This window comes from Streptomyces sp. NPDC020747, from assembly GCF_044334695.1.
GTDB lineage: Bacteria > Actinomycetota > Actinomycetes > Streptomycetales > Streptomycetaceae > Streptomyces.
This window is the reverse complement of sequence record NZ_JBIRTJ010000013.1, coordinates 84835-101552: the sequence shown is the minus strand read 5'-3', so window position 1 is coordinate 101552 and position 16718 is coordinate 84835. Positions and strand designations below refer to the sequence as shown.

14 protein-coding genes are annotated in these 16718 nt (G+C 69.8%); 2 read left to right on the top strand and 12 right to left on the bottom strand.

The window, feature by feature from the left end; genetic code table 11:
- Positions 1–46 precede the first annotated feature (46 nt).
- Complete coding sequence (locus ACH4YP_RS31020) at positions 47–616, bottom strand: dienelactone hydrolase family protein (protein ID WP_361062723.1); 570 nt, start codon at positions 614–616, stop codon at positions 47–49.
- Between the two features lie 123 nt (positions 617–739).
- On the opposite strand from ACH4YP_RS31020, the gene ACH4YP_RS31015 reads away from it, so the two are divergent.
- On the top strand, positions 740–1861 hold the full coding sequence (locus ACH4YP_RS31015) for a mechanosensitive ion channel domain-containing protein (RefSeq protein ID WP_361062726.1): 1122 nt from the start codon (positions 740–742) through the stop codon (positions 1859–1861).
- Between the two features lie 179 nt (positions 1862–2040).
- On the opposite strand, the gene ACH4YP_RS31010 is transcribed toward ACH4YP_RS31015, so the two are convergent.
- The 5 genes from ACH4YP_RS31010 to ACH4YP_RS30990 all read right to left on the bottom strand — a co-directional run bounded on the left by ACH4YP_RS31010 (position 2041) and on the right by ACH4YP_RS30990 (position 7475).
- Entirely contained in the window at positions 2041–3627 is a 1587-nt protein-coding gene (locus ACH4YP_RS31010) for a Na+/H+ antiporter (protein WP_361062729.1), read from the bottom strand.
- A 231-nt stretch (positions 3628–3858) separates the two neighbouring features.
- Positions 3859–4329: a GNAT family N-acetyltransferase gene (locus ACH4YP_RS31005; protein WP_361062732.1), complete on the bottom strand. Its 471-nt coding sequence runs from the start codon at positions 4327–4329 to the stop codon at positions 3859–3861.
- The gene (locus ACH4YP_RS31000; protein WP_361062735.1) at positions 4326–5270 is read right to left on the bottom strand and encodes an RluA family pseudouridine synthase; all 945 of its coding nucleotides are present in this window, start codon (positions 5268–5270) and stop codon (positions 4326–4328) included. Before ACH4YP_RS31000 ends, ACH4YP_RS31005 begins: the two co-directional genes overlap by 4 nt.
- Positions 5271–5373: 103 nt before the next feature.
- Positions 5374–6048, bottom strand: coding sequence for a signal peptidase II (gene lspA, locus ACH4YP_RS30995; protein WP_361062738.1), 675 nt, complete (start codon positions 6046–6048; stop codon positions 5374–5376).
- A gap of 110 nt (positions 6049–6158) precedes the next feature.
- Positions 6159–7475, bottom strand: coding sequence for a TraR/DksA family transcriptional regulator (locus ACH4YP_RS30990; protein WP_398493920.1), 1317 nt, complete (start codon positions 7473–7475; stop codon positions 6159–6161).
- A gap of 621 nt (positions 7476–8096) precedes the next feature.
- Between ACH4YP_RS30990 and ileS the strand changes: the two genes are divergently transcribed.
- A complete protein-coding gene (gene ileS, locus ACH4YP_RS30985) occupies positions 8097–11258 on the top strand; it encodes an isoleucine--tRNA ligase (RefSeq protein WP_361062744.1) in 3162 nt (1053 codons plus the stop codon).
- Positions 11259–11429: 171 nt separating this feature from the next.
- Here the strand turns inward: ileS and ACH4YP_RS30980 are convergent, their stop codons facing one another.
- The 6 genes from ACH4YP_RS30980 to ftsZ form a co-directional block, all read right to left on the bottom strand.
- Positions 11430–12626, bottom strand: coding sequence for a DivIVA domain-containing protein (locus ACH4YP_RS30980; protein ID WP_398493918.1), 1197 nt, complete (start codon positions 12624–12626; stop codon positions 11430–11432).
- 55 nt (positions 12627–12681) lie between these two features.
- Complete coding sequence (locus ACH4YP_RS30975) at positions 12682–12966, bottom strand: YggT family protein (protein WP_055612103.1); 285 nt, start codon at positions 12964–12966, stop codon at positions 12682–12684.
- Between the two features lie 50 nt (positions 12967–13016).
- Positions 13017–13658: a cell division protein SepF gene (locus ACH4YP_RS30970; protein ID WP_361058111.1), complete on the bottom strand. Its 642-nt coding sequence runs from the start codon at positions 13656–13658 to the stop codon at positions 13017–13019.
- A gap of 128 nt (positions 13659–13786) precedes the next feature.
- On the bottom strand, positions 13787–14521 hold the full coding sequence (locus ACH4YP_RS30965) for a YggS family pyridoxal phosphate-dependent enzyme (protein WP_398493916.1): 735 nt from the start codon (positions 14519–14521) through the stop codon (positions 13787–13789).
- Positions 14522–14527: 6 nt separating this feature from the next.
- The gene (gene pgeF / locus ACH4YP_RS30960) at positions 14528–15265 is read right to left on the bottom strand and encodes a peptidoglycan editing factor PgeF (protein ID WP_361058107.1); all 738 of its coding nucleotides are present in this window, start codon (positions 15263–15265) and stop codon (positions 14528–14530) included.
- Positions 15262–16458, bottom strand: a complete 1197-nt coding sequence (gene ftsZ, locus ACH4YP_RS30955; RefSeq protein WP_055612099.1) for a cell division protein FtsZ — start codon at positions 16456–16458, stop codon at positions 15262–15264. Before ftsZ ends, pgeF begins: the two co-directional genes overlap by 4 nt.
- Between the last annotated feature and the right edge of the window lie 260 nt (positions 16459–16718).

Genomic DNA, 16718 nt, shown 5'->3' with positions numbered 1-16718 from the left:
ACTGTCGCAGTCGGCAGGGACCACAGACTGTCGTGGTCGGCGGGCGCTACAGACTGTCGAGGAAGCCGAGCGCCACCTGCCAGGTGGCCTCGGCGGCCTCCTTGTCGTAGTCCGGCAGACCGGGGTCGGTGTAGAGGTGCCCGGCCCCCGCGTATCTGTAGATCTCCACGTCGGCGCCCGCCTTCCCCATCTGGAGATACCAGGCGCTCAGCCAGTCGTCGGGCTCGAAGGCGTCCGGCTCCGCGACGTGCAGCTGGACCGGCAGGTCGTCCACCGAGGCGTTCGGCGCGAGGTCGGACGTGCCGTGCAGGAGCAGCAGCCCGCGGGCCTTGCTGTCGCCGAGCGCGAGGGTCTGGGCGGTCGCCGCGCCGAGCGAGAACCCGGCGTACACGATCCCCCGGTCCGAGTACGGAGCCGCCGCCATGACCGCGCGCTTCAGGAGCTCCTCCCTGCCGAGCTCGTCCTTGAAGGCCCTGCCCTCCTCGACGGTCTCGAAGATGCGCCCCTCGAAGAGATCGGGCGTCCACACCTCGTGTCCCGCCGCACGCAGCCGGTCCGCCGCGTCACGCACCGCGGGCCGCAGCCCGTAGGTCGAATGGAAGAGCATGATGTTCATGAACCCATGGTGCCAGCCGCCACCGACAATGCCCGGCCCGGTCCGGTCCGGACAGCGCCCCGGCGGGCGATGGGGCCGAGACCACATGTTCATGACGGCCCCTGGCCGGTTACGGTCGAGGGCATGGAGAACGTGCTGCGCCCGCTGATCGTCGTCGGCGGCTCGCTCGTACTGACGCTGCTGGTCGGCTGGATCGCCGACCTGCTGCTGAAGCGTGCCGTCCAACGCCACCAGGGGGTCCCTCTGTGGGGCCTGCTGCGCCGCTGCCGCCTGCCACTGCAGGTCGTGATGTGCGCGGCGCTGCTGAGAGGGTCGTACGACCGGGCCGAGATCGCCGTCGAACACTCCGCCGGGATCGGCCAGATCCTGACGCTGGTCCTCATCGGCTCCACGGCCTGGCTGGTGGTCCGTATCGCGACGGCGATCGTCGACTCGTCGTACTCCCGCTACGCCAACGCCCACCGCGATCCGGCCCGGGTCCGCCGCGTCCGTACGCAGGTGACGCTGATCCAGCGTGTGGTGTCGGCGGTCGTCGGTGTGGTCGCGGTCGCCGCGATGCTGCTGACGTTCCCCGCGATGCGCGCGGCCGGCGCCTCACTGCTCGCCTCGGCCGGCATCCTCGGCATCGTCGCCGGTGTGGCCGCGCAGTCCACGCTCAGTAACATGTTCGCCGGGCTGCAGATCGCCTTCGGCGACATGGTGCGCATCGGCGACACGGTCGTGGTGGACGGCGAGTGGGGCACGGTCGACGAGATCACCCTGACGTTCCTGACCGTCCGCACCTGGGACGAGCGCCGGATCACCATGCCGGTCTCGTACTTCACGTCCCAGCCGTTCGAGAACTGGTCCCGCGGCGGCGTGCAGATGACCGGCACGGTCTTCTTCCACGTGGACCACAGCGCGCCCGTCGAGGAGATGCGCGACAAGCTCCGTGACATCCTCCGCGAGTGCCCCGCCTGGGACGGCCGCGACTACGGCCTCGCCGTCACGGACGCCACCCCCAGCACCATCGAGGTGCGCGCCCTGGTCACCGCGAAGGACGCCGACGACGTCTGGACGGTCCGCGTCACCGTCCGCGAACAGATGGTCCGCTGGCTGACCGCCCACCACCCCTACGCCCTGCCCCGCGTCAACACGGCCGACGCGGCCCTCCCACCGAACTCCCACCCGAACGGCAACGACGCCCGCCCCCCGAGAACGACACGGGGCCGAGCGGTGGAACCCCCGAGGACGGGCCGGGGCTAAAGCCCCGGCGACCGATGAGGCAGGCCGCACGGGGGCGCCCTATAGGGGCGCGGGGAACGGCGCGCTCAGCCACAACTGACGCACACCCGCCGACGGACACGAGCCCTGGCGGGAAACCCTCACCATGCAGGCGGGGTTGAAACGGGCGGAGCGGGCAGGAAAGCCCCCTCCCCCAAGCATCACCGAAGGCTCCGCACATCCAGATGCCGCAGCACCCGGTCCACCACCTCGGGATCGGCCCCGGCCTCACTCCGCGCGGCCAACACCTCATGCCGAGCCGCGGACAGCATCTCCCCCTGAATCCGCCGCACCCGCTTGATGCGCCGCACCCGATGCTCGTGCCCCTCCCGCCGCTCGTCCTCCCCCATGTCGGGACTGATCCGGAACCCGATGTCGAAGGCCCGCCGCAACAGCTGCTCGGACAACTCGTCCGGCAGTTCCTCGACCGCCTCGATCTCCCGCAGCCGCCGCTTCGCCGCCTTGGCCGCCCGCAGGGCCAGCGTCTTCTCGAACTCCTGCTCCCGATCCGTGTCGGCCCGAACGCCCAGCCTGCGGACCAGCCACGGCAGACTCAGCCCCTGCACCACGAGCGTCGCCATGATCACCCCGAACGCGATGAACACCATCTCGTCCCGGTCGGGAAACGGCGCCCCGCTGTCCGTCTCCAGCGGAATGGCCAGCGCGAGGGCGACGGAGGCCACTCCGCGCATCCCGGCCCACCACATGACGACGGTCTCCCGCCAGCTCGTCGGAATGTCCTCGTCGTGGTCCCGCTTCGCGTGCAACCGCTTCGTCAGCCAGGTCGCGGGCAGCAGATACGCCAGCCGTACGAACACGACGACCCCCACGATCGCGGCGGCCCACCCGAGCATCTCCCCCCACCGCCCGGAAGCCGTCCTGATCGCGTTGTGCAGCTCAAGCCCGATGAGCCCGAACGCCACCCCGGTGACCAACGTGTCGACGATGTCCCAGAACGTGTGCCCGGCGAGCCGCGTCATCACGTCGTCGGCGTCGTTCGCGTACTCCGCCAGGAACAACGCCGTGGTGAGCACCGCCAGCACCCCGGACCCGTGCAGCTCCTCGGCGAGCACGTAGGAGGCGTACGGCACGATCAGGGTCAGCCCGATCTGCAGCGTCGGGTCCCCGAGGTAGTCCAACAGCCGGTTCGTGCCCCACCCGAGCCCGAAGCCCATCGCCACGGCGACGACGGCGGACAGCAGGAAGTCGAGCGCGGCGCTCGGCAGCGAGAAACTGCCGCTGACGGCTGCGGCAATGGCGACGTGGTACAGCACGATGGCCGTCACGTCGTTGAACAGCCCCTCGCCCTCCAGGATCGACACCAGTCGGCGCGGCAGCCCGAGCTTGCCCGCGACGGCGGTCGCCGCGACCGGGTCGGGCGGCGCCACCAGCGCGCCGAGTGCCACGGCGGCGGCGATCGGCAGCCCGGGCACGATCGCGTGGGCGACCACGGCCACCACTGCGGTCGTGACGAACACCAGCGCCACGGCGAGCAGGAAGATCGGCCGTTTGTTGGCCGTGAACTGCCGCCAGGAGGTACGTCGTACGGCGGCGTACAGCAGCGGCGGCAGCAGCGCGGGCAGGATCAGCTCGGGCGGGATGTCCACGTTCGGTACGAAGTCGAGGACGGCCAGCACGATTCCGAGCAGCGTCATCAGCACCGGGGAGGGAAGCCCGAGCCGGTCCCCCAACGGGACGCTCAGCACAGCCCCGAGCAACATCACGAACAACAGGGCCAACTGATCCACGGTCAGCGCTCCGGACTGGGTCTAGACGATCAAGACAGGCCAGACCCCAAGCGTGCCACTGAACCCGCCCGTCATTTCAAACGCCGAGCAACAGACGCGCCCCTTTGAGGGGCGTGGGGAACTGCGCAATCTTTCAGGGGCGCGGGGCTGCGTACATATGCGGCTCCGCCGCGTGGGCGCGACCAGCCCCCACCACCCCGCAGTCAAACCCTCAACCGGACCCCAGCCGCCCTAAAGCCCTCGCCGCATCGCCAGATGCGCGATCCCCGCATCGAGGAACTCCGGCCCGTAAGCCACATACCCCAGCCGCTCGTAAAACCCGAGCGCGTGCGTCTGCGCGTGCAGATCCACCGCCGTCAGCCCACGCGCGCGTGCCGCGTCCTCGATGCCCCGCACGAGCGCGACGCCGACACCGAGCCCCCGCGCGGCCTTGAGGACGGCGAGCCGCCCCAGGGACCCGACACCGGGCTCACCGCCGGTCTTGGCGGCCGCCACCTCGCCGTACAGCAGCCGCCCCGCGCCGAACGGCAGCCCGTCCTCACGCACGGCGACCACGTGCACGGCATCGGCGTCGTACGCGTCGTGCTCGAGGTCCTGAGGGACCCCCTGCTCGACGACGAAGACCTCCTTGCGCACCACGAAGCATGCCTCGCGGTCGGCGAGGTCCTCGGCCACGCGCACCGCGTAGGACGGCGGGCTCATGCGTAGCTTTCCTCCCGGACGCGGTCCAGCGCCAGCTGCAGGTCGTCGGCGTAGCCGCTCTCGAACTCGACCCACTGGCCGTCCCCGGGGTGCTCGAAGCCGAGCTTCACGGCCTGCAGCCACTGCCGGGTGAGCCCGAGCCGCTTGGAGAGCGTCGGGTCCGCGCCGTACGTCAGATCGCCGACGCAGGGGTGCCGGTGGGCCGACATGTGGACGCGGATCTGGTGCGTGCGCCCGGTCTCCAGCTTGATGTCGAGCAGCGAGGCCGCGCGGAACGCCTCGATCAGGTCGTAGTGCGTCACGGAGGGCTTGCCCTCGGCCGTGACCGCCCACTTGTAGTCGTGGTTCGGGTGCCGGCCGATGGGGGCGTCGATCGTGCCGCTGGTCGGGTCCGGGTGCCCCTGAACGAGCGCGTGGTAGCGCTTGTCGACCGTGCGCTCCTTGAACTGGCGCTTCAGCGACGTGTACGCGTACTCCGACTTGGCGACCACCATCAGGCCCGAGGTGCCCACGTCCAGGCGGTGCACGATGCCCTGGCGCTCCGAGGCGCCCGAGGTCGAGATCCGGTACCCGGCGGCGGCGAGCCCGCCGATGACGGTCGGACCCGACCAGCCGGGGCTGGGATGCGCGGCGACCCCGACCGGCTTGACGATCACGACCACGTCGTCGTCGTCGTGCACGATCTCCATGCCCTCGACGGGCTCGGCGACGACCTGCACGGGCGCCGGCGCCTGCGGCATCTCGACCTCCAGCCAGGCGCCGCCGTGCACCCGCTCGGACTTACCGACCACCGAGCCGTCGACCGTGACCTTCCCCGCCGCGGCAAGCTCGGCGGCCTTCGTGCGGGAGAAGCCGAACATGCGGGAGATGGCGGCGTCGACACGCTCGCCCTCCAGGCCGTCGGGCACGGGCAGGGTACGGATCTCGGGACTGGTGCTCACCCGTCGAGTATGCCGGACAGGTCCGACACCCCTGACCAGAGCCCGAACAACAGTGCCCCCCGACGGCCCCGTGGGCCGGTCCCCAGCCGTTGGCCCTCGGCCCTCAGTCCTTGTGGACGGTGCCGTCCGGGTCGAGCCCGCGGAAGGACAGCAGCACGATCAGGATGCCGCCGCAGACGATCGCGGAGTCGGCGAGGTTGAAGACCGCGAAGTGCTTGGGGGCGATGAAGTCGACGACCGCGCCCTCGAAGACGCCCGGCGTACGGAAGATCCGGTCGGTGAGGTTGCCGAGCGCACCGCCGAGCAGCAGGCCCAGCGCGATCGCCCAGGGGAGGCTGTAGAGCTTGCGGGCGAGCCGGACGATCACCACGATCACGGCCGCGGCGATCACCGTGAAGATGACCGTGAACGCCTCGCCGATACCGAAGGCCGCGCCCGCGTTGCGGATCGCCTCGAACCTCAGCCAGTCCCCGATGATCTCGATCGGCTCGTGGTGCTCCAGCTTCGCGACCACGATCATCTTGCTGATCAGGTCCAGCGCGTACGCGAGGACGGCGACCGTGAACAGCACGGCGATCCGGCGTTTGCCCTTGGGGGGTTCGGCCGGGGCCGCCGCTTCCTCGGCACCGGAGTCGGAGCCCTGGCTCCCGGCCGGGTCCTGCGCCCCCTGTGCATCGGACCGCTCGCCCGCCGCCGCGCTCTGGTCGGTCTGCTCCGGCTCGGCGCCAGCCGCCTCCGGGATATCCGGCGTACCGATGATCCGCTCCGCCTCTGCCACGTGAGTCCCTCAACCTAGGTGCCTGACTGAGGACGAGAGTACGGCACGGCCCACCGCGCCCATGTGCTCAGGAGGCGCACCGGGCCGATCAGTATCGGATCATTGGCCGATCAGTAACGGCGCTCCTGCTTCTGCTTGCACTCGACGCACAGAGTGGCACGCGGGAAGGCCTGCATGCGGGCCTTCCCGATGGGGTTGCCACAGCTCTCGCAGAGCCCGTACGTGCCCGCGTCCAGGCGTTCGAGGGCGCGCTCGTCCTGCTCCAGCATCTCCCTGGCGTTGGCCGCGAGGGCCATCTCGCTCTCGCGCGTGATGTTCTTGGTGCCGGTGTCGGCCTGGTCGTCGCCCGCGCCGTCCCCGGAGTCGCGCATCAGGCCCGCCAGGGACTCCTCGGAGTGCGTGATCTCGGCGCGCAGCCGCAGGGACTCCGACATCAGCCCCGTGCGTGCCTCCGCGACCTCCTCGGGGGTCCAGGGGTCCTCACCGGGGCGTACCGCGAGCTCGCCGGGCTCCGCCGCGGCGAGTCGCGCCTTGGGGACCGCGCCGGCTTTGCTCGCCGCCGTGGCCGTGGCCGTGCCAGGAGTCTTCTTCGCAACCACCGTCGTGGCTCCCGTCGTCTTCGCGGCCTCCGCCGCACCCTCGGCCGCCGCAGCGACCGCTTTCTTGGCCGTACGTGTGACCTTCCTGCCCGCCTTCCGCGAGGCCTCTGCGGCGGAGACGCCCGCCTCACTCGCCCCCTTGCCGGCAGCACTCCTCCTGGCGGCCTTCTTCGCAGGAACCGCCTTGCCGGCCGCCTTCTTGGCGGAGGCCTTCCTGGTACCGGCCCTCTTCGTAGCAGCCGTTTCGGCGATGTCCCCCTCCGCGGAGGTCTCCGCCGCGACCGCCCCCTCCGTAGAGGCAGCCGCCGGGGCGGCCCTCTTCGACACGGCCGCCCCCGCGCCGGCCCTCTTCGGAGCAGCCACTTTCTTGGTGGCCGACTCCTTGGCGGCGACTTTCGAAGCGGCCGACTTCTTGGCGACCGCTTTCTTGGCGACCGCCTTCTTCGTGGCCGCCTTCTTGGTGGCCGTTTCCGAAACACCCTTCTCCGGAGGAGCGGTCCCCACGGCGTCCCTCTTCGCCGCGGCCTTCTTCACAGCGGCCGTTTTCGTAGCGCCCACCTTCGTAGCGCCCACCTCCGTGGCGGCTTCCTCCGTGGCGGCTTCCTCCGTGGCGGCTTCCTCCGTGGCGGCCGTTTTCCCGACGGCCGTCTTCGTGGCGACCGTTTTCCGACCGGCCGCCTTCGTGCCGGCCGTCCCCGTGCCGGCCGTCCTCGTGCCGCCGACCGTCTTCTTGGCCCCGCCCTGCTTCGCCGCGCCCTTCGCGGAACGCTCCGCCCCCATGGATCTGCCGGACGCCGACTGCTGTACGGCGGTCTTCTTCGCCACCATGGCCGCGGCCCCTTCACATATTGTGATCTTGCTCGCGAATCGTGCTGGGACGATAAATCGACTTGAGTCCCGCGGCAACGGGGCACGCCGCCCGATTCGCCAGCCCCGCCCGTACCGCGCGGCGAGCCTGCAAGCGTTGTGCCCAGCTCCCCGCCGGGTAATCCGCCGAGTCGGCCGTCCCAGGATGCGAACACGGCCGCCTCGGCATTCGGGTCAGTCCGCACCCCTTCCCCGCTCCCGCCGTCGCTCGCCCGAGGGCCCGGGAAAACCGGTCGGCCGCTGTCCGCCCGGCGCCGTACACTGGGCGGAGCGAGAAGCGTGGATGGGGACGAGTAGCGGCGTACGCAGCCAGGAGCGACCCGGGGACGGTGCGAGCCCGGGGGCAAGCGCGACGTGAAGATCACCCCGGAGCCGCCGGAAGAAGGCCGCAGCCGAGAGGCACGAAAGACCGCGGCCGGTAGACCCGGCATCGCGACCCCAATGAGGGGGCTCACCGGCGCGCAGGAAGCGGCGGAGAGCCAAGGAGGGTGGTACCGCGGGAGCGCGCCGCACACGGCGCAGGTGACAACACAGCTCTCGTCCCTCCGGACGGAAGGCAGAAAGTCCGCCGGAGGAAGCTCGTTGAACACGCAGCCGAGTACACAGCCGCAGTACCGCCAGGTGCCCGCCCAGGTCGACCTGCCCGCCCTTGAGCACGCCGTGCTCGACTTCTGGCGCGAGCAGAAGATCTTCGCCAAGGCCCTGGAGCAGTCCGAGGGCCGCCCGGAGTGGGTGTTCTACGAGGGCCCGCCCACGGCCAACGGCATGCCCGGCGCCCACCACATCGAGGCGCGCGTCTTCAAGGACGTCTTCCCGCGCTTCCGCACCATGCGCGGCTACCACGTGGCCCGCAAGGCCGGCTGGGACTGCCACGGCCTCCCCGTGGAGCTGGAGGTCGAGAAGGAGCTCGGCTTCAACGGCAAGAAGGACATCGAGGCGTACGGCATCGCCGAGTTCAACGCCAAGTGCCGCGAGTCCGTGACCCGCCACACCGACGCCTTCGAAGAGCTCACGACCCGCATGGGTTACTGGACCGACCTGAACGACCCGTACCGCACGATGGACCCCGAGTACATCGAGTCCGTGTGGTGGTCGCTCAAGGAGATCTTCGGCAAGGGCCTGCTGGTCCAGGACCACCGCGTCGCCCCCTGGTGTCCGCGCTGCGGCACGGGCCTCTCCGACCACGAGCTGGCGCAGGGCTACGAGACGGTCGTCGACCCCTCGGTGTTCGTCCGTTTCCCGCTCACCTCCGGTCCCCTCGCGGGCGAGGCCGCGCTCCTGGTGTGGACGACGACCCCGTGGACCCTGGTGTCCAACACGGCGGTCGCCGCGCACCCCGACGTGACGTACGTCGTCGCGACGGACGGCCAGGAGAAGCTCGTCGTCGCCGAGCCGCTCGTCGAGAAGGCACTCGGCGAGGGCTGGGAGACCACCGGCCAGTCCTTCACCGGCGCCGAGATGGAGCGCTGGACATATCAACGTCCGTTCGAGCTGGTCGAGTTCCCGAAGGACGAGCCCGCCCACTACGTGGTGAACGCGGAGTACGTCACGACCGAGGACGGCACGGGTCTGGTCCACCAGTCCCCCGCCTTCGGCGAGGACGACCTCAAGGTCTGCCGCGAGTACGGCCTGCCCGTGGTGAACCCGGTCCGCCCCGACGGCACGTTCGAGGAGGGCGTCCCCCTGGTCGGCGGCGTCTTCTTCAAGAAGGCCGACGAAAAGCTCACCGAGGACCTCCAGCAGCGCGGCCTGCTCTTCAGGCACATCCCGTACGAGCACAGCTACCCGCACTGCTGGCGCTGCCACACCGCGCTCCTCTACTACGCGCAGCCGTCCTGGTACATCCGCACCACCGCCATCAAGGACCGCCTCCTCCAGGAGAACGAGAAGACCAACTGGTACCCGGACTCGGTCAAGACCGGCCGGTACGGCGACTGGCTGAACAACAACATCGACTGGGCGCTGTCCCGCAACCGCTACTGGGGCACCCCGCTGCCGATCTGGCGCTGCGAGGACGACCACCTCACGGTCGTCGGCTCCCGCGCCGAGCTCTCCGAGCTGACGGGCGCGGACCAGTCGGACCTCGACCCGCACCGTCCGTTCATCGACGAGGTCACCTTCGCGTGCCCCCAGTGCGAGAAGACGGCCACGCGCGTGCCTGAGGTCATCGACGCCTGGTACGACTCGGGTTCGATGCCGTTCGCGCAGTGGGGCTACCCGCACAAGAACAAGGAACTCTTCGAGTCCCGCTACCCGGCGCAGTTCATCAGCGAGGCCATCGACCAGACGCGTGGCTGGTTCTACACGCTGATGGCGATCGGCACGCTCGTCTTCGACAAGTCGTCGTACGAGAACGTGGTGTGCCTCGGGCACATCCTCGCCGAGGACGGCCGCAAGATGTCCAAGCACCTGGGCAACACCCTGCAGCCGATCCCGCTGATGGACCAGCACGGCGCCGACGCGGTCCGCTGGTTCATGGCGGCCGGCGGCTCCCCCTGGGCAGCCCGCCGCGTCGGCCACGGCACGATCCAGGAGGTCGTCCGCAAGACGCTCCTCACGTACTGGAACACGGTCGCCTTCCAGGCCCTGTACGCGCGCACGTCCAACTGGGCGCCCAGCGAGGCCGACCCGGCCCCGGCGGACCGCCCGGTCCTGGACCGCTGGCTGCTCTCCGAACTCCACGCGCTCACCGACCAGGTGACGCAGGCTCTGGAGGCGTACGACACCCAGCGCGCCGGAAAGCTCCTCTCGGCGTTCGTCGACGACCTGTCCAACTGGTACGTACGCCGCTCGCGTCGCCGCTTCTGGCAGGGCGACAAGGCGGCGCTGCGTACCCTGCACGAGGTCGTCGAGACGGTCACGCGCCTGATGGCCCCGCTGACCCCGTTCATCACCGAGCGGGTCTGGCAGGACCTGGTGGTGCCCGTGACCCCGGGCGCCCCCGAGTCCGTACACCTGACGTCCTGGCCGGAGGCGGACCTGTCCGTCATCGACCCGGAGCTGTCCAGGCAGATGGTGCTCGTACGCCGTCTCGTGGAGCTGGGCCGTGCCACGCGCGCGGAGTCGGGTGTGAAGACGCGTCAGCCGCTGTCCCGCGCGCTGGTGGCGGCGACCGGGTTCGCGGCCCTCGACCGTGAACTGCACGCGCAGATCACGGAAGAGCTGAACGTGAGCTCGCTCGCGTCCCTCTCGGAGGTGGGCGGCTCGCTGGTCGACACGACGGCCAAGGCCAACTTCCGTGCGCTCGGCAAGCGGTTCGGCAAGGGCGTCCAGGCGGTGGCCAAGGCCGTCGCCGAGGCCGACGCGGCCGCGCTGTCCCTGGCCCTGCGCGAGGGCACGGCGTCGGTGCAGGTCGACGGCGAGACCATCACCCTCGCCCCGGACGAGGTGATCATCACGGAGACCCCGCGTGAGGGCTGGTCCGTCGCCTCGGACTCCGGCGCGACGGTCGCCCTCGACCTGGAGATCACCGAGGAGCTGCGTCAGGCCGGCCTGGCCCGTGACGCGATCCGCCTGATCCAGGAGGCCCGCAAGAACAGCGGCCTGGACGTGGCCGACCGGATCGCCCTGCGCTGGACGTCCACGGACCCGAACGTGACCGCGGCACTCACCGAGCACTCCGCCCTGATCGCCGACGAGGTCCTCGCCACGGACTTCGCCCAGGGCGAGGCGGCGGACGACGCGTACGGCGCCCCGTTCACGGACGAGTCCCTGTCGCTGGCGTTCCGCCTCCGCAAGGCGTAGCAACAGCGAGCAACAGCCTCGAAGGCCCGGTCCCGCCAACATCCTTGGCGGGACCGGGCCTTCGACGTTGCGTGCCGGCGCACACGCACGCACGCAAAAGGGCGGAGCCCCGGATGGTTATCCGGGGCTCCGCCCTGAACGCTGCCGACGCCTAAGGCGTACGGGAGGCCGTCAGTTGTCGTCCTCGTCGATCAGGAAGCCACGCATCGGCGAGGGAGCCTGCTGCATGGGCGAGGGGCCCTGCGGCCGGACCGGCGCCATCGGCTGGGTCATGGCCGGCGACATCTGCTGCTGGCCACCGTAGGACGGCGGGACCGGAGCCGGGCCACCCATCTGCTGGCCACCGTAGGACGGCGCGCTCGCCCCGGCCGGAGCCATGGACGGGCTCGGCGACGACGGAAGCGACGCGGCGGCCGGAGCACGCGGCGGAGCCAGCGAGTCGTCGGCCTGGGTCTCCAGCTGACGCAGCTGCGACTCCAGGTAGGACTTCAGACGCGTGCGGTACTCGCGCTCGAAGCCGCGCAGGTCCTCGACCTTGCGCTCCAGCGTGGCGCGGGCGGACTCCAGGGAGCCCATCGCGACGCGGTGCTTCTCCTGCGCGTCCCGCTCAAGAGCGTCGGCCTTGGCACGGGCGTCGCGCTCCAGACCCTCGGCGCGGCTGCGGGCCTCGCCGACGATCTTGTTGGCCTCGGAACGGGCCTCGGCGATCGCCTGGTCGGCGGTCTGCTGCGCCAGCGAGAGCACGCGGGCGGCGCTGTCGCCACCGGGGCCCTGACCGGGCTGACCCATCTGCGGGCCACCCATGGGACCACCCATCGGGCCGCCACCCATGGGACCGCCCATCGGGCCGCCCATCTGCTGGGGCATCTGCTGCTGCATCTGACCCTGCATCTGCTGCTGCTGCATCTGACCGGGGCCCTGACCCATGGGGCCCTGGCCCATCGGACCCTGACCCATCGGGCCGGGACCCTGCTGGCCACCCTGGGCACTGGGGCCCGCGGGCAACTGCGGCGCACCGCTCGGCAGCTGGGGCGGGCCGCCCATGGGGCCGCCCATCTGCTGCTGCGGCGGACCCGATATGCCGGCGGGCACGGGAGCACCGGGACCGCGCATGCCCTGCGGGGGTCCCTGCTGTTGCTGCGGATCCTGCTGTTCGGGCGGCTTGCGCATGCCCTGCTGCTGGTTCTGCGCGGCGGCGCGTGTGGCGGCGGCCAGCTTGGCGCGCAGGTCCTCGTTCTCGCGGAGCAGGCGGGTCAGTTCGGCTTCGACCTCATCGAGGAAGGCATCGACCTCGTCCTCGTCATAGCCTTCTCGGAGGCGGACGGTCGTGAACTGCTTGTTCCGCACGTCCTCGGGGGTCAACGGCATCTCTTCACCTCAACGTAGTCGTCGGCATCGTCGGCGTTCGGCAAGACCGTATCGTTCACAGCCGGCTCACAACGGAGATCAGGATGTAGACGATGATCATCAGTACGAAGAAGGACAGGTCGAGCGCCACGCCCCCGAGACGCAGCGGCGGGATGAACCGCCGCAGAAGCTTGAGCGGTGGATCAGTGACAGTGTAGGTGGCCTCCAGAACGACCACCATTGCCTTGCCGGGTTGCCATGAGCGGGCGAACTGGAAGACATAGTCCATGACCAGTCGGAAGATCAGCACGATGAGGAAACACATCAGCGCGACGTAGAGAACCTGCGCAACCACGCTCATGATCCGTGCTTCCCTCTCCCCTGTTTCCGTGCCTTGTCCGGTCCTGCGTCTCAGCTCTGGTTGAAGAACCCGCCCTCTGCGATGCGAGCCTTGTCCTCCGCCGTGACATCGACGTTAGCAGGCGACAACAGGAACACCTTCTGCGTCACCCGCTCGATGCTCCCGTGAAGACCAAACACCAAACCGGCCGCAAAGTCGACAAGTCGCTTCGCGTCTGTGTCATCCATCTCGGTCAGATTCATGATCACCGGGGTGCCCTCACGGAAGTGTTCCCCGATGGTACGGGCCTCGTTGTAGGTCCGGGGGTGCAGTGTGGTGATCCTGTACGGCTCTCGTTCCGACACGACCTTGGGCATGATCACCGGTGCGTTCTTCTCCAGGCTTTGACGTTCTTGTGTGATGGACGCCACGGGGGCGATTCGCGCCGGACGCCCGGATTCCGCGGTGAGCGAAGCGGAATGTGACACGGGATCGCGCTGTACGGGGGGATGCACCACTCGTACCGATTCGTCCCGTTGAGACTGATGCGGCTGGTGTGATTGATGCGACGGCTCGTGCCGTCGACGGTCCCGCTCGGGCTCCGGGTCAAGCTCGGGCTCGAAGTCGTCGTCGGGGTCGAAGCCCCTGCCGTCGTACCCATCGTCCTCCACGAGGCCGAGGTAGACCGCCATCTTGCGCATCGCGCCGGCCATGCTCTGAGTCCTCCGCTCTGTGGTGGATCGGCTGACTGTTGCCAAGTGCCCGCGATCCACGAGGTCGTTATGCCCACCTATGGTGGTAATGACCATATTTTCTGCTGTGGTCCGACTTCTTGGCGACGTTACCCGAGCCTGGGGCGGACTCCGAGTACCGCAGTACCGACGCGCACATGTGTCGCTCCGGCCGCCACGGCCTGTTCGAGGTCCGCACTCATCCCTGCCGAGACCATGTTCGCAGCCGGATGGGCGCTGCGCAGGTCAGTCGACAAATCCATCAGCCGCTCGAACGCCGCCAGTTCACGCCCCTCGTACGGTCCGGTGAGCGGGGCGACGATCATCAGTCCGTCGAGCCTCAGCCCGGGGGCCTCGGCCACGAGGCCGCCCAACTCCTCGATACCGTCAGGCCTTACACCACCACGCTCGCCGAGTCCACCCTTTCCCGCCGTGGATTCCTCCGTGTCGAGCGCGACCTGGATGAGGCACCCCAGCTCGCGGTCCTGCCGCACCGCCTCCTTCGACAGGGCGGTGACGAGCCGGGCCCGGTCGACGGACTGCACGACATCCGCGTAACCGACCACGGAACGCACCTTGTTGGTCTGCAACTGACCGACGAAGTGCCAGGAGAGGGGCAGATCGGAGCAGGCCGCGGCCTTGGGCGCCGCGTCCTGGTCGCGGTTCTCGGCGACGTGGCGCACACCGAGTTCCGACAGGATCCGCACATCGTCGGCCGGATAGGTCTTGGTGACCACGATCAGGGTCACTTCTTCGCGCTTGCGCCCGGCGGCCACACATGCCGCCGCGATACGCTCCTCCACTTTCGCCAGGTTTCCGGCGAGTTGAGCCTTACGGTCCGTCATGCCCCATCAGTCCAGCCACACATAGCCCGCGAGCCGACCCGTGGTGCGGTCTCGGCGGTACGAGAAGTGATCATCGGACTCCAGCGTGCACACCGGCGACTGCTCCCGGTCACGCACCCCGAGCCTCTCCAGTTGCGCGTGCACCCCCGCGGTCACGTCGACCGCCGGCGTGCCCCAGCTCGTCTCGGCGTACGCCGCGGGCTCGACGGCGGCGACCTCGGCGCGCATCGTGTCCGGTACTTCGTAGCAGCGGCCGCAGACGGCGGGGCCGGTGCGGGCGACGATCCTGGCGGGCTCGGCGCCGAGTTCGACCATGGCCGCGACCGCGGCGGGTACGACACCGGCGACCATGCCGGGCCGTCCCGCGTGGGCACCGGCCACGACACCGGCGACGGGGTCGGCGAGCAGTACGGGCGTGCAGTCCGCGGTGAGCACCGCGAGCGCGAGGCCCCGGCGCCTGGTGACCACGGCGTCCACCTTCGGCACCGGACGGTCTCCCCACGGCTCGTCGACGACGGCGACGTCGGGCCCGTGCACCTGGTTCATCCAGACGACCAGGTCCGGGTCGAGGCCGAGCGACTTGGCGGCCAGCTCCCGGTTGGCTCGTACGGAGCCGGGGTCGTCGCCGACCGCTCCGCCGAGGTTGAGCTCCTCGTACGGAACGGCGCTCACCCCGCCCCACCGGTCGGTGAAGGCGAAGTGCGCGCCGCTCGCGGTGCCCACTGCGGAGCGCTGTCCTATCACTTGAGAAAGTCCGGCACGTCCAGCTCTTCGGCCGCGCTGTCCGAGTACGTGCGCGACGGCGGGACCGGCGGGGAGACCGACGGCAGTTCGTTGCTCACCGGCTCCGGGGTGGGCTCCGGGGCCTCCTTCGGCGTGACGCTGCCCAGCGAGCCGAAGGACGGGCGGCTGTCGCCCGACCGGGCCGGTGTGGGCTCGTCACGCTTGGCGGAGGACGAGCCGAGGACGGTGTCCCGCTTGGACGGGGGCTGTCCGCCGTCGAAGCCGGCCGCGATGACCGTGACCCGGACCTCGTCGCCGAGCGCGTCGTCGATGACCGCGCCGAAGATGATGTTGGCCTCGGGGTGCGCGGCCTCGCTCACCAGCTGGGCGGCCTCGTTGATCTCGAACAGGCCGAGGTCGGAGCCGCCGGAGATGGAGAGCAGTACGCCTCGGGCGCCGTCGATGGACGCCTCCAGGAGCGGCGAGGAGATCGCCATCTCGGCCGCGGCCACCGCGCGGTCGTCGCCGCGGGCCGAGCCGATGCCCATGAGCGCCGAACCCGCCTCGGACATCACGGACTTGACGTCGGCGAAGTCGAGGTTGATCAGACCGGGCGTGGTGATGAGGTCGGTGATGCCCTGAACACCGGAGAGCAGGACCTGATCCGCCGACTTGAAGGCGTCGAGGACCGAGACCTGGCGGTCCGAGATGGACAGCAGCCGGTCGTTGGGGATGACGATGAGGGTGTCGACCTCTTCGCGGAGTTCCGCGATGCCGTCCTCGGCCTGGTTGGCGCGGCGCCGTCCCTCGAAGGTGAACGGACGCGTGACCACGCCGATGGTGAGCGCGCCGAGCGAGCGGGCGATGTTGGCCACGACGGGTGCGCCGCCGGTGCCGGTGCCGCCACCCTCGCCGGCTGTCACGAAGACCATGTCGGCCCCCTTGAGGACCTCCTCGATCTCCTCGCGGTGGTCCTCCGCCGCCTTGCGACCGACGGCCGGGTTGGCTCCGGCGCCGAGTCCGCGGGTGAGTTCGCGGCCGACGTCGAGCTTGACGTCGGCGTCGCTCATCAACAGCGCCTGGGCGTCGGTGTTGATGGCGATGAACTCGACACCCTTGAGACCGACCTCGATCATCCGGTTGATGGCATTGACACCACCGCCGCCGACACCGATGACTTTGATGACTGCGAGGTAGTTCTGCGGTGCTGCCACGTCGAAGGCCTCTCGCCTCGATTACGTGTCGTCGCCTCACATGCGCGTGATCCGACGACTGATGCCGAATGGGACGGTCCGAACGCCGACCCGAACCCTAACGTTGAAGTTTAGGGTTACCAGTGTGTCTGTTCCTTGGACTCTTCCGAACAGGACACTAAGTCGACAAGTGGCGCACGTTCAACGAACACGCCGAACCTCCCGTTTTTCTTTTCACCCTATGTGATCAGCCGTAGCGCTGCCCAACCAGGGTGCTGGCC

Bases quoted from the DNA above. Each gene is read 5' to 3' on its own strand.
- ACH4YP_RS30980 (WP_398493918.1), bottom strand. From the start codon at position 12,626: ATGCCGTTGACCCCCGAGGACGTGCGGAACAAGCAGTTCACGACCGTC.
- ACH4YP_RS30975 (WP_055612103.1), bottom strand. From the start codon at position 12,966: ATGAGCGTGGTTGCGCAGGTTCTCTACGTCGCGCTGATGTGTTTCCTC.
- ACH4YP_RS30990 (WP_398493920.1), bottom strand. From the start codon at position 7,475: ATGGTGGCGAAGAAGACCGCCGTACAGCAGTCGGCGTCCGGCAGATCC.
- ACH4YP_RS31015 (WP_361062726.1), top strand. From the start codon at position 740: ATGGAGAACGTGCTGCGCCCGCTGATCGTCGTCGGCGGCTCGCTCGTA.
- ACH4YP_RS31005 (WP_361062732.1), bottom strand. From the start codon at position 4,329: ATGAGCCCGCCGTCCTACGCGGTGCGCGTGGCCGAGGACCTCGCCGAC.
- ACH4YP_RS30965 (WP_398493916.1), bottom strand. From the start codon at position 14,521: ATGACGGACCGTAAGGCTCAACTCGCCGGAAACCTGGCGAAAGTGGAG.
- ACH4YP_RS30970 (WP_361058111.1), bottom strand. From the start codon at position 13,658: ATGGCCGGCGCGATGCGCAAGATGGCGGTCTACCTCGGCCTCGTGGAG.
- ACH4YP_RS31020 (WP_361062723.1), bottom strand. From the start codon at position 616: ATGAACATCATGCTCTTCCATTCGACCTACGGGCTGCGGCCCGCGGTG.